A 12,830-nucleotide genomic window follows, 5' to 3' on the forward strand; every position below is an offset into this window, starting at 1 on the left:
TGAGTTAGTATTACCCTCGATTGAAAAGGACGTTCGAATTTGACGCAGGAACTTTGAGTCAATTTTGAAATAAAAGTTCGATTGCTATAAAACCCTGTTCGAAGTTTCAAGAAAAGTGATCAAGGTGGCGGCGGGCTTATGGATCGTGGAAAAGCACTGAACGTATACTTCTTCAGCAGCTGGTCGATGGGTGCAAAAGTACTGGTGGTCAGCACATGGTGACTGTCAGCGCTAAAAGTAGCTGAGTGAATCTTAGTGTTCTGTATCATGATGGCTTTTTCGACCCATGATCCATCAACCTGCTGACTATGGATTATGGCTGTTCCATTAATACTGGCGGTCACCACATGGCGGCCATCGGAGCTGAAGGAGGCTGAGTTGATCCAGTTATCCTGGGAAATGATGGCTTCTTCTCTCCATGATCCATCGATCTTGAGACCATAGATTTTTGCCGTTCCATCTCTGCTGGCAGTCACCACACGGCGTCCATCGGCACTGAAGGTGGCTGATTCGATAATGTCATTATGGGAAATGGTGATTTTTTCTTCCCATGATCCATCAGCCTTCGGACCACAGATTTTCGCCACGTCATCGTCACCGACAGTCATTACATAGCAGCCATCGAGGCTGAAGGTGGCCGATTCGACCCTGAGATGGTGAGAAATGGTGGCTTCTTCTTCCCATGAACCACCCGTCTTGAGACCAAAGATTTTTGCTGTGTAATCGTTACTGTTGGTCACCACTCTGCGACTATCAGCACTGAAAGTGACCGAGCTGATCCAGCGATCGTGGGAAATGGTGACTTTCTCTTCCCATGATCCATCGACCTCGAAGCTGAGGATTTTGGCCCTACTATCATTGCTGACGGTCACCAAATGGCGGTCATCGGGACTAAAGGTGGCTGAGGTGACCCAATTATTATGGAAAACAGTGGTTTCTTCTCTCCAGGTTCCATCGGTCTTCTGACCATAAATTTTTGCCATGTTGTCGCAACCAACAGTCACAAGATGCTGGCTATCGGCACTGAAACAGGCTGAGTTGATCCAACCACTATGGGAAAGAGTGAGTTTATGGTCCCATGAGCCATCGACGCTCTGACCGTAGATTTTTGCCGTGTTATCGTTACTGGCGGTTACCACATAGCATCCGTCTGGGCTGAAGGAGGCTGAGTTGAGACATTCATCATGGGAAAAGGTAGCTTTTTCTTCCCATGAGCCATCGGCTATCTGTCCATGGATTTTCACCATGTTTTCAAAACCACTGAAGGTCACCAGATGACTACCATCTCCGCTAAAGGTGGCTGACATGATCCAGTAATCTTGGGGAAAGATCGCTTTTTCTGCCCATGAACCGTCGACCTCCTGCCCATACAATTTCGCCTTCTTATTATCACAATTGGTCGCCAAAACATGGCGGCCATCGTCGCTGAAGGCTTTTGAAAAAACCCAATATTTTGAAATGGTCGCTTTTGTATCTAAATTGAATGTCTTACATTGAGACATCAGTACAGTTTTGGTGAAATGGAACAAAGCAGAAAAATGAACGTTCTCTCGCTTTTCTATGATTGATTCAATTAACGCTTCATCCTTCGTAAACGGTCGCAGCCAGTTACGAAGTTGTTCTTTATCTGTGTTTAGAAGGATTTTCTTAAGTTGATATTGATGTGCTGAAGGAAACCGTTGATACCATTCCTTTGCCAGAGCATGATCGTTTTTAATAACCCTGTTTAAGTGAGTCGACACCTGTTGTAAACGGGCAATATCCCGAAATTCCAACAAGCGGATAATTTTGATGGTTAATTCTTCGGGCAAATCGTGCAATAAAACGGTTTTCTTAAGGTTTGTATCTGCTACAGCCACGGTTCTACCCACACTGACACCCGATGACTCTCCCTCTGATTGTGCGAGATTGTTTGGGGTCGAGAATGAATCGACTGAGCCTGAGTTATTAGCATCAGAAAGCATCTCTGAATTTTCCTGAGTTAGTACCGCCCCGATAAACAAAGACGTTCAAAATTGATAAAGAAAATTAGAATCTAATTTGAAATAAAAGTTCAAAACAGGGTCTTAAAAAGTTTCTGTATTTCAGCACATGCAAAATGGCGTTCCTTTTATTTCTAAAAGCAAACAGTCAATCATTCATCGAAAGCTTATAAATCATCACGCTGTTATCGTCAAAGGGCGCCACCAGATGGTGGCCATTGGTGCTAAGGCGATTTACTTTGGTCGAATCTCTATGTCTATGGGTAACGATGGCTTTTTCTACCCAGGATCCAAAAGTATTCTGACCATAGATTTTTGCCTTCCCATCTGAGCTGGTGGTCACCACAAGGCAGCCATCAGCACTGAAAGTGGCTGATTCGACAAAACTTAGATGGGGAATGATGGCCTTTTCGACCCAAGATCCGTCAGTCTTCAGACCATAGATTTTCGCCGTGTAATCGAGACTGGCCGTCACCACATGGCGGCCATCGGGGCTGAAAATGGCCGAGAGGACACGGTCATCATGATAAATAATGCGCTTTTCTTCCCATGATCCGTCGCCCTTCTGACCATGAATTTTCGCTGTTTTGTCGTCACTTGCCGTGACTACATAGCGGCCTTTAGGACTGAACGCGGCTGAGTTAACACGGTCATCATGGAAAATAACGGTTTCTTCTTCCCATGAGCCATCGATCTTCTGACCAAAGATTTTCGCCGTCTTATCGTAACTGGCCGTTACCAGATGGCGGCTATCAGCACTAAAAGTGGCTGATGTGACCGTATCATCATGATCAATGGAGACTTCTGACGCCCATGATCCATAGACGATTTTCACCTTGTGATCGTAACCAACAGTCACCACATGGCGGCTATCGGGGCTGAAGGTGGCTGAGAGGACAAACTTATCATGAAAAATGTTGGCTCTTTCTACCCATGATCCATCAGTCCTCTGACAATAGATTTTGGCCGTGTTATCGTCACTGGCCGTCACCACATAGCAGCCATCCGGACTGAAGCTGGCTGTGTTGACAGAACCATCATGGGAGATGGTGAGTTTTTCTTCCCATGATCCATCGGCTCCCTGAACGCAGATTTTCGCCGTTGTATCCATACTGGCGGTCACCAAATGGCGACTATCGGCGCTGAAGGTGGCTGAGTTAACCCAATCATCATGGGAAATGGTAAGTTTCGCTTCCCATGACCCATCGACCTGACCATAGATTTTTGCCGTTCGATCTTTGCTGGCGGTCGCCACATGGCGACCATCTGCACTGAAGGTGGCTGATCTGACATTGGTGACATGGGAAATAAAGATTTCTTCTTCCCAAAACCCATTGGCCTTCTGACCACAGATTTTCGCCCCATGGCTACCGCCAGTCACCAAGCGGGTTCCATTGGCGCTAAAGATGGCTGAGAATACATCTTCATAATGGCTAATGAAGATTTCTCTATCTACTTTAAACCTTGTGCATTCAGACACCAGTCGAGCTTTGGTGAAATAGAATAGATCAGGAAAATAAACTTGCTCTCGTTGTGTTATGACTGATTCGATTAACGCTTCATCCTTCGTAAACGGTCTCAGCCAATTACGAAGTTGTTCTTTATCCTTTGCAGGAAGAATTTTGTTTAATTGATATCGGTGTGGTGAGGAAAACTGTCGATACCAGGCCCTTTCCAGTTCATGATCGTTTTTAATAATACCGTTAAAGTAATGACAAACCTGCTGTAAGCAGGCAACATCCCGAACCTCCAACGAGCGAATAATTCGTGTTGTTACTTCTAAAGGCAAATTAAAAAATAAATTTTTTTCCGTTTCTTTCTTTACAGGTATGGCGATGGACCTACCCGCACTGACACCCGATAATTCTCCCTTCGATTGAGCGCGACTGGTTGACGGCCAAAGTGAACCGACCATTGTGGATTTATTATCCGTAGCTTCCAAACCTTATTCCTCCTGGTAAGCATTCTCCCCGGATTAAAAAGGGCGTTAAAAATTAAGACAGTAAATCAGACTCGGTTTTGAAATAAAAGTTCCTGACATTACCTTAAGTGCCATTCAAGAAGCTTCAGTCATTCAGCGCATGCCCAATGGTGTCTCCATCGGTGCTGAAGCTGGCTGAGTTGACCCTGAGAGCCAGGCAATGGTGGACTTTTCGTATGGCTGAGTACTTAGTGCTGACTTCAGCGCTATTGTCTTCCTGCAGAATAATAAAAAAGTGCTACCTTTCAGGGTTAGTTTTCAAAGTAAAGAAACCTGAAGCACATGAAAAATCACAGAGCCATTGCAATCACTCGAATTATTTTTATTATTTCTGTTTTTTACACATATAATGCCAATGCATCACCGCTCTATAATGCGTTCAACAGTCTGACCACCCTCATTGATGAGTTACATTTAAAAGAGTTTCGACTAACTGGACAGGTCTTATACACTTTTTCTCATTCCGTGTTGAATAGAAATCTCGAGATGCTAGATCTATACCGCGCTTCATTACTTGCCAGAGAGCAGCCAAGAGCAGTTTCTTCAAAAAAGTTCTATGCAAGAAAAATGAAAGAACGACTGCTTCGCCGTGTGCCTGAATGTTCTTTGCAACATGAGGAGCAGAATTTAGATCAGTTAATATCTCTTTGTGAAGGAGTGGGTTACTTTCCATTTCATGAAACAGGAGAAGTATATGATGACTGCCAAACTGTAACTTTTTCTGACATAGACAAGCTGGAAGATAAAGAAATCAGCGAAAAGGCAAAAGATTTTTTATCAAAATTCTACAATTTGTTGAAAAATGATGAGCTTTTTTTAACAAAGTGTACTAGTTCTGGCTTGGAAAGTGAGCACAAAATAACGTTGGACTTAATGAGCGCAGCGTTACATTAACAGCCTGAACAAAATTGCCAGTAAATGGGTGTATTGCACGAAAGGTGACTGCTTTAGGTACCGGGCTTGCATAGTACCTGCTATCGGCCACCTATTCAGCCTTTCATATCAAGCTTTGTCCCGAAATTGTCCCCTACAAAGGTGGCGGGCTTATGGATCCCGGAAAAGCACTGAACGTATACTTCTTCAGCAGCTGGTCAACAGGTGCAAAAGAACGGGTAGTCACTACATGGTGACCGTCAGCGCTAAAAGCAGCTGAGTCAATTGAACCATTCTGTACAATGATGGCTTTTTTGACCCATGATCCATCAATCTGCTGACCATAGATTATTGCTGCCCGATCTTTACTGGCGGTCACCACGTGGCGACTATCGGGGCTAAAGGAGGCTGAGTTGACCGAGGAAGCATGGAAAATGGTGACTTCTTCCCTCCATGACCCATCGGCCTTCAGACCATAGATTTTTGCCGTTCCATCTTTACTGGCGGTCACCACACTGCGTCCATCGGCGCTGAAGGTGGCTGAGTTGATTAAGTCATCATGAGAAATGATGGCTTTTTCTTCCCATAATCCATCAACCTTCAGACCACAGATTTTCACCTTGTTATCGTTACTGACGGTGATTACATGGCAGCCATTGGGGCTGAAGCTGGCTGAGTTAACCCTGTGATCGTGGTTGATGGTAACTTCTTCTTCCCATGTCTCACCCGTCTTGAGACCAAAGATTTTCGCTGTGCAATCGTTACTGGTGGTCACCATTCTGCGACTATCAGCACTGAATGTGACCGAGCTGATCCAGAGATCGTGGGAAACTGCGACCTTTTCTTCCCATGATCCATCGAGCTGAAAGCTGAAGATTTTCGCAATGTTATCATCGCCGACGGTCACCACATGGCGGTCATCGGGGCTAAAGCAGGCAGAGGTGACCCATTTACCATGGGAAATGGTGGCTTCTTTTCCCCATGATCCATCTGTCTTCTGACCATAAATTTTTGCTGTGTTATCGCAACTGACAGTCGCCAAATGGTGACTATCGGCACTAAAACAGACTGAGTAGATCCAATCATTATGGGAAATGGTGAGTTTTTGTTCCCATGAGCCATCGCCGCTCTGACCATAGACTTTTGCCGTGTTATCGTTACTGGCGGTTACCAGATAGCAGCCATCCGGGCTGAAAGAGGCTGAGTTGGTGTAGTCATCATGGGAAATGGTAGTTTTTTCTTCCCATGAGCCATCGGCTTTATGACCATGTATTTTCACCTTGCCATCCGAACTGCTGAGGGTCATCACATGGCTGCCATCTGCACTGAAGGAGACTGAGTCGATCAAGTCATCATGGGAAATGGTTACTTTTCTTACCCAAGACCCATCGACCTCCCGGCTATAGACTCTCATCTTTTTATGATCACAGCCGTACGCCACCAGATGACAGCCACTGGCGCTAAAGGCTTCTGAAATGACCCAACTATTTGAAGTGGTGTTTTTTGTAACTAAATTAAATGTTCTACAGCGAGACATGAGTCCAGTTCTGGTGAAATGGAACAAAGCAGAAAAATAAACGCTCTTCCGGCTTTTTATGAGTGATTCAATTAACGTTTCATCCTTCGTAAATGGTCGCAGCCAACTGCGAAGTTGTTCTTTATCATTGGCGGGAAGGATTTTCTTAAGTTGATCTTGATGTAATGAAGGAAACCTTTCATACCATGCCTTAGCCAGAGCATGATCGTTTTTAATAACCCTGTTTATGTGAGTCGATACCTGTTGTAAACGGGCAATATCCCGAAGTTCCAACAAGCGAATAATTTTAATGGTTAATTCCTCGGGCAAATCGTGCAATAAAACTGTTTGCTTGATTTCTCTGTCAGGTATAGTGACGGATCTACCCACACTGACACCAGGCGACTCTGCCTTTAATCGTGCGAGCTTGGTTGGGGTCGAGGATGAACCGACTATGCCTGATTCTTTAGCAGCATAAAGCATATCTGGTTTTTCCAAAGTAAGTAATGCCCCAAAATACAGGGACGCTCAAAATTGATGAAGTAGATTAGAATCAATTTTGAAATAAAAGTTCAAAACAAGGTCTTAAAAATTTTTCTGCATTTCAGCACAGGCACAATGGCGTCCCTTTTACTTCTGAAAGCAAACAGTCAATCATTCATCGACAGTTTATAAATGATCACACAGTTATCGTTAAGGGGTGCCACCAGATGGTGGCCACTGGCGCTAAGGCGATTTACTTCGGTCGATTCTTTATGTCTATGGGTAACGATGGCTTTTTCTACCCAGGATTCAAAAGTATTCTGACCATAGATTTTTGCCTTACCATCCGAACTGGTGGTCACCACAAGGCGTCCATCGGCGCTGAAGATGGCTGATTTGACAGCACCCAGATGGGAAATAGTGGCCTTTTCGATCCAGGATCCGTCAGTCTTCAGACCGTAGATTTTCGCCGTGTGATCGAGACTGGCCGTCACCACATGGCGACCATCGGGGCTGAAGATGGCTGTGAGGACACGGTCACCATGGCGGATAGTGCACTTTTCTTCCCATGATCCGTCGTCGTTCTGACCGTAGATTTTTGCAGTCTTGTCCCAACTGGCGGTTACCACATGGCGGCCATTGGGGCTAAAGACAGCTGACTTGACATAGTCCTTATGGGTAATGATGACTTCTTCCTGCCATGACCGATCGTCCTTTTGACCGCAGATTTTCGCCGTTTTAAACATATCGGTCGTTGCCAAATGGCGGCTATCGGGACTAAAGGTGGCTGAGCGCACCCTGTCATCATGGTCAATGGAGGCTTCTGTTCCCCATGATCCGTAAACGATTTTCACCTTGTAATCGACACCGACAGCCACAACATGGCAGTTATCGGGGCTGAAGTCGGCTGATATGATACTAGCGTCATGGAAAATGGTGACTTCTTCTTCCCAGGATCCATCGTCCTTCTGACCATAGATTTTTGCAGTCTTGTCGCAACTGGCGGTCACCAAATGGCGACTATCGGCGCTGAAGGTGGCTGAGACAACCCATTCATCATGGGAAATAGTGAGTTTTTCTTCCCATGTCCCATCGTCTCCCTGAACACAAATTTTCGCCGTCTTATCATGGCCGGAGGTCACTAAATGGCGGCCATCGGCACTGAAAGCAACTGAGGAGCAATCGTCATCATGGGAAATGGCGAGTTTCTGTGCCCATACCCCATCGACTTGACCATAGATTTTTACCCTATAATCAAAAGTGGCGATCGCCAGGTGGCGGCCATCGTCGCATAAGATGGCCAATTCAACATTGTCTTCGTGGGGAATGAAGATTTCTCTTTCCCATGATCCATTGGCCTTTTGGCCGTAGATTTTCACGCCATCGCCTCCCTCGGTCATCAGGCGGCTGCCATCGGCACTGAAGGTGACTGAATACACACCGATTTCATGGGTAATCTCGACTTCTCCGACTGCATTATAGGTTTTGTATTCAGACATCAGCCGGGCTTTGGTGAAATAAAAGAGAGCGGGAAAATAAACTTTCTCTCGATCATTTACGAGTGATTTAACGAACGCTTCATCCCTGGTAAACGGTCGCAGCCAATGACGGAGTTGTTCTTTATTCTTTGTAGCAAGGATTTTCTTTAATTGATCCTGGTGTGGTATAGGAAACCGGCGGTACCAGGCCCTTTCCAGTGCATGATCGTTTTTAACAGCCCAGTTAAAGTAATTACAAACCTGCTGTAAGCGGGTAACATCTCGAAACTCCAACAAACCAATAATTTTATTGGTTGTTTCAATAGGTAAATCGAAAAATAAAGATTTTTTCGTTTTTCTCTTATCAGGTATAGCGACGGACCGGCCTGCGCTGACACCGGATAATCCCTCCCCCTCCGGTTGATCACGATTAGTTGACGGCGAGAGTGAACCAAACCTGGTGGATTTATTATCGGTAGCTTCCAAACCTTGTGACTCCTGGTAAGCATTTTCCCCGGATTAAAAAGGGCGTTAAAAATTAAGTCAGCAAATCAGACTCGGTTTTTAAATAAAAGTTCATGACATTGTCTTAAGTGCCATTAAAGTTCAGCGCATGCACAATGGCGTCCCTTTTATTTGTAACGTCCCGAAATTGTCCCCTACAGGGCGGGCTTATGGATCCTGGAAAAGCAGTGAACGTATACTTCTTCAACAGCTGGTCAACGGGTGCAAAAGAACGGGTAGTCATTACATGGTTACTGTCAGCGCTAAAAGTGGCTGAGTCAATCGAACCATTCTCTGTAATGATGGCTTTTTTGACCCATGATCCATCAATTTCCTGACCATAGATTTTTGCTGTTCGATCTTTACTGGCGGTCACCACATGACGGCCATCAGGGCTAAAGGCGACTGAGTTGACCGAAGAGGTATGGAAAATGGTGACTTCTTCCCACCATGATCCATCGGCCTTCAAACCATAGATTTTTGCCGTTCCATCTATACTGGCGGTCACCACACTGCGTCCATCGGCGCTGAAGATCGCTGACTTGATAAAGTCATCATGGGAAATGGTGGCTTTTTCTTCCCATACAGCATCAACCTTCAGACCACAGATTTTCACCATGTGATCGTTACTGATGGTAATTACATAGCAGCCATTGGGGCTGAAGGTGGCTGAGGTGACCTCGTGATCGTGATTAACGGTAACTTCTTCTTCCCATGACCCGCCCGTCTTGAGACCAAAGATTTTCGCTGTGTAATCGTTACTGGTGGTCACCACTTTGCAACCATCAGCACTGAAAGTGACCGAGTTGACCCAGGTATCGTGGGAAATGATAGCTTTTTCTTCCCATGATCCATCGTCCTTCAAACAGTGAATTTTGGCCATAAAATCATCGCCGACGGTCACCAGATGGCGGTTATCGGGGCTAAAGGTGGCTAAAGAGACCCAACCAGTATGGGAAATGATGGCTACTTCTCCCCATGACCCATCGAACTTCAGACCATAAATTTTTGCCGTGTTATCGCAACTAACGGTCACCAGATGGTGGCTATCTGCACTGAAACAGACTGAGTTGATCCAATCGTTGTGGGAAATGGTGAGTTTTTGTTGCCATGAGCCATCGCCGCTCTGACCATAGACTTTTGCCGTGTTATCGTTACTGGCGGTTACCAGATAGCAGACATCCGGGCTGAAAGAGGCTGAGTTGATGTATTCATCATGAGCAATGGTGGCTTTTTCTTCCCATGAACCACCGGCTTTCTGACCGTGGATTTTCACCTTTTTAGCCAAACTGCTGAGGGTCACCACATGGCTACCGTCTTCACTGAAGGTGACTGAGTCGATCCAGTCATCATGGGAAATGGTCACTTTTCCTAGCCATGACCCATCGACCTCCTGACCATATACTTGTACCTTTTTATGATCACAGTCGAAGAACGCTACCAAATGGCGGCCATCCGCGCTGATGGTTTCTGAAATGACCCAATTATTTGAAATGGTGTCTTTTGTACCTAAATTAAATGTTTTACATCGAGACATAAGTCCAGTTCTGGTGAAATGGAACAAAGCAGAAAAATAAACGCTCTTACGGCTTTTTATGAGTGATTCAATTAACGTTTCATCCTTCGTAAATGGTCGCAGCCAGCTACGAAGTTGTTCTTTATCATTGGCAGGAAGGATTTTCTTAAGTTGATATTGATGTAAAGAAGGAAACCTTTCATACCATGCCTTTGCCAGAGAATGATCGCTTTTAATAACCCTGTTTATTTGAGTCGATACCTGTTGTAAACGGGCAACATCCCGAAGTTCCAACAAGCGAATAATTTTGATAGTTAATTCCTCGGGCAAATCGTGCAATAAAACTGTTTTCTTAATTTCTCTGTCAGGTATAGTGACGGATCTAGCCACACTGACACCAGGTGACTCTCCCTCTAATCGCGCGAGCTTGGTTGGAGTCGAGGAGGAACCGACTATGCCTGATTTATTAACATCATAAAGCATATCTGGTTTTTCCAAAGTTAGTAACGCCGCAAAAACAAGGACGCTCAAAGTTGATGAAGTAGCTTAGAATCGATTTTGAAATAAAAGTTCAAAAAATGCTCTTAAAAAGTTTCTGTATTTCAATACATGCAGAATGACGCCGCTTTTATTTGTCACAGCACACAGACAATCATTTATTCTTCTGTAGTTTAATAATTCGCACCTTATTATCGTACGAATTGGTCACAAGGTGATGTCCATCGGCGCTGAATTTGGCTGATTTGATCGGACGTTTGCCAGAGATGATGACTTTTTCGACCCATGATCCATTCTTCCTGAGACCATAGACTTTTGCCGTTCCATCTTTACTGGTAGTCAGCACTTGGCAGCCATCGGCGCTGAAGCTGACTGAATCGACCACACATTCATGGGAAATGGTGGTTTTTTCGACCCATGATCCGTCAGCCTTCTGACCACAGATTTTCGCCTTGCCGTCTTTACTGGCGGTCACCACATGACGGCTATCGGGGCTGAAGATGGCTGAGGTAACAGCTTTATCATGGCAAATGATGAGCTTTTTTTCCCATGATTCATCATCGTCCTTCAGACTAAAGATTTTTGCGGTGTTATCGTCACTGGCGGTCACTACATGGTGGTCATCAGGGCTAAAGATGGCCGACTCGATACAACGATCGTGGAAAATGGTGGCTTCTTGTTCCCACGAGCCATTGTCCTTCCGACGAAAAATTTTTGCTGTGCCGTCTCTGCTGCCGGTCACCACGCGGCGAGAATCGCCGCTGAAGTTGGCTGAGTAGACCCATTCGTCATGCAAAATGATGACTTCTTTTTCCCATTGACCATCAGCCTTCTGGCTATGGATTTTTACCTCCTTGCCACTGCCTGCGGTCACCACAAGACGGCTATCGTTGCTAAAGCTGGCCTGGTAGATAATATCTTTATGAGAAATGGTAGCTTCTTCCTCCCATGACCCATCGGTCTTCTGACCATAGATTTTCGCCTTTTTATCCATACTGACGGTCACTAGATGACGGCAATCGGCACTGAAGGTGACCAGGAAGAGCCTATGATCATGCAAAATGGTCAGTTTTTCTTCCCAGGATCCATCGTCATTCTGACTGCAAATTTTCGCAGTATGATCCCAACTGCCGACCACCAGGTGACGACTATCGGGACTGATGTCAACTGTGCTGATCGTAGCATTATGGAAAATAGTGAGTTTATGTACACATGACCCATCAGCCTTCAGATCATGGATTTTTACCTGACCATCGCGTCCGGCGGTCACCACCTTGCAGCTATCGGGGCTGAAGATGGCAAAGTAGACAAAGCCATCATGGGAAATAATGGCTTTTTCTACCCATGATCCATTGGTCTTCTGACTATAAATTTTCGCTGTATTATCGAAGCTGGCTGTCACAATGTGGGAACCATCAGGGCTGACGCGGGTTGACGTGACCGAGTAATCATGGTCAATAATCGCTTTTGTAACTGCTTTAAATGTTTTGCATTCAGACATCAGTCGAGCTTTGGTGAAATAAAACAGAGCAGGAAAATAAGAAATCTTTCGTTTCTTTATAAGTGAGTTGACTAATGCTTGATTACTTGTAAAGGGCTGCAGCGGTAGCCAAAGACAAAGTTGTTTTTTATCCTCTACAGAAAGGATTGTCTTTAATTGATCTTGGTCTTGAGCAGTAAACCGCTGATACCATGCTTTCTCCAGAGCATAATCATTTTTAATAACCCTGTTAAAGTAAGTACTGACCTTCCGTAAACGTACAATATCCCGAAACTCCAACAAGCGAATAATTTTGATGGTTAACTCCTCGGGCAAATCGAGTAATGAAGCTGTTTCCTTTAATTCTTTGTCAGCTGCAACGATGGAGCTGCCAGCACCAAAATCAGATCGTTCTCCGCCGAACCGTGCCACCTTGGTTGAGGGCAATGGCGAACCGGTCATGCCTGAGTTGCTAGTCTTGATATCCATATCTGGCTTCTCCTTAATGAGTCCTCCCCT

The 12,830-nt window shown here is 45.1% G+C and carries 7 protein-coding genes; 1 reads left to right on the forward strand and 6 read right to left on the reverse strand.

Annotated features, from left to right (window positions below):
• Positions 1-119: 119 nt before the first annotated feature.
• On the reverse strand, positions 120-1,964 hold the full coding sequence (locus ACOJUO_RS23985) for an F-box/WD repeat-containing protein (RefSeq protein ID WP_422138417.1): 1,845 nt from the start codon (positions 1,962-1,964) through the stop codon (positions 120-122).
• 166 nt (positions 1,965-2,130) lie between these two features.
• Positions 2,131-3,924, reverse strand: a complete 1,794-nt coding sequence (locus ACOJUO_RS23990) for an F-box/WD repeat-containing protein (protein ID WP_422138418.1) — start codon at positions 3,922-3,924, stop codon at positions 2,131-2,133.
• A 321-nt stretch (positions 3,925-4,245) separates the two neighbouring features.
• Here ACOJUO_RS23990 and ACOJUO_RS23995 point away from each other — a divergent pair, with 321 nt between their 5' ends.
• Positions 4,246-4,857, forward strand: a complete 612-nt coding sequence (locus tag ACOJUO_RS23995) for a hypothetical protein (protein WP_422134399.1) — start codon at positions 4,246-4,248, stop codon at positions 4,855-4,857.
• Positions 4,858-4,990: 133 nt separating this feature from the next.
• On the opposite strand, the gene ACOJUO_RS24000 is transcribed toward ACOJUO_RS23995, so the two are convergent.
• The 4 genes from ACOJUO_RS24000 to ACOJUO_RS24015 all read right to left on the reverse strand — a co-directional run bounded on the left by ACOJUO_RS24000 (position 4,991) and on the right by ACOJUO_RS24015 (position 12,800).
• Complete coding sequence (locus ACOJUO_RS24000; protein WP_422134400.1) at positions 4,991-6,835, reverse strand: F-box/WD repeat-containing protein; 1,845 nt, start codon at positions 6,833-6,835, stop codon at positions 4,991-4,993.
• 167 nt (positions 6,836-7,002) lie between these two features.
• Positions 7,003-8,799 (reverse strand): WD40 repeat domain-containing protein, encoded by a 1,797-nt coding sequence (locus ACOJUO_RS24005; RefSeq protein WP_422138419.1) that lies wholly within the window; start codon positions 8,797-8,799, stop codon positions 7,003-7,005.
• A 103-nt stretch (positions 8,800-8,902) separates the two neighbouring features.
• Entirely contained in the window at positions 8,903-10,723 is a 1,821-nt protein-coding gene (locus ACOJUO_RS24010; RefSeq protein ID WP_422138420.1) for an F-box/WD repeat-containing protein, read from the reverse strand.
• A 262-nt stretch (positions 10,724-10,985) separates the two neighbouring features.
• A complete protein-coding gene (locus tag ACOJUO_RS24015; RefSeq protein ID WP_422134403.1) occupies positions 10,986-12,800 on the reverse strand; it encodes an F-box/WD repeat-containing protein in 1,815 nt (604 codons plus the stop codon).
• Positions 12,801-12,830 lie beyond the last annotated feature (30 nt).

Origin of the sequence: Endozoicomonas sp. ALC020, assembly GCF_049275935.1 — a bacterium.
GTDB lineage: Bacteria > Pseudomonadota > Gammaproteobacteria > Pseudomonadales > Endozoicomonadaceae > Endozoicomonas_A.

Bases quoted from the DNA above. Each gene is read 5' to 3' on its own strand.
- ACOJUO_RS23985 (WP_422138417.1), bottom strand. From the start codon at position 1,964: ATGCTTTCTGATGCTAATAACTCAGGCTCAGTCGATTCATTCTCGACC.
- ACOJUO_RS23995 (WP_422134399.1), top strand. From the start codon at position 4,246: ATGAAAAATCACAGAGCCATTGCAATCACTCGAATTATTTTTATTATT.
- ACOJUO_RS24000 (WP_422134400.1), bottom strand. From the start codon at position 6,835: ATGCTTTATGCTGCTAAAGAATCAGGCATAGTCGGTTCATCCTCGACC.
- ACOJUO_RS24015 (WP_422134403.1), bottom strand. From the start codon at position 12,800: ATGGATATCAAGACTAGCAACTCAGGCATGACCGGTTCGCCATTGCCC.